The sequence below is a fragment of the Shewanella xiamenensis genome (assembly GCF_014647135.1).
GTDB classification, from domain to species: Bacteria; Pseudomonadota; Gammaproteobacteria; order Enterobacterales; family Shewanellaceae; genus Shewanella; species Shewanella xiamenensis.
Genome location: NZ_BMOP01000061.1, coordinates 1 through 602, shown reverse-complemented (window position 1 = coordinate 602; position 602 = coordinate 1). Strand labels below are relative to the sequence as shown.

The 602-nt window shown below is 44.5% G+C and carries 1 tRNA gene; it reads left to right on the top strand.

From position 1 onward, the window contains the following. The first annotated feature begins 63 nt into the window (after positions 1 to 63). Positions 64 to 139: transfer RNA gene (locus IEY09_RS20135), tRNA-Thr, on the top strand. Positions 140 to 602: the final 463 nt, after the last annotated feature.

The window sequence follows — 602 nt, the reverse complement described above, 5'->3', positions numbered from 1 at the left end:
TGCTTGGTGACAATAGCATTTCATCGCCAAGCGCCTAATTTCATCTATTGATGATAAGAAATTGCTGATATGGCTCAGTCGGTAGAGCGCATCCTTGGTAAGGATGAGGTCCCCAGTTCGATTCTGGGTATCAGCACCATTATAGTCTAGTGTCATGTCCTAGAGAAAAATTTGCTTGGTGACAATAGCATTGTGGCTCATCGCCAAGCATCCAAATAAACACAAAAGCCCTAGCCTAAACCGCTAGGGCTTTTGTGTTTATACGTTTCGCGAAAAGCTACCTCGATGTCGGTCAATAAATGTTCCTCCAATCTCCAATATTGATACCATTCCGCATTAAAGCTCAGCCACCTTCGCCTATTCCCGAGAGTACATCTTTATCACGCGTTTTGTACAACTGATAAAGCTGTTCCATGCCTGGCTGCAGGCATCCACTATGTCCTCATATCCTTTAAAACAGCGATTGGCGAGATAATGTTATACCATTCCGCATTAAAGTTCAGTCACCTTTGCCCATTCCCGAGAGCACATCTTTACCACGCGTTTTGTACAACTGATAAAGCTGTTCCATGCCTGGCTGCAGGCATCCACTATGTCCTCAT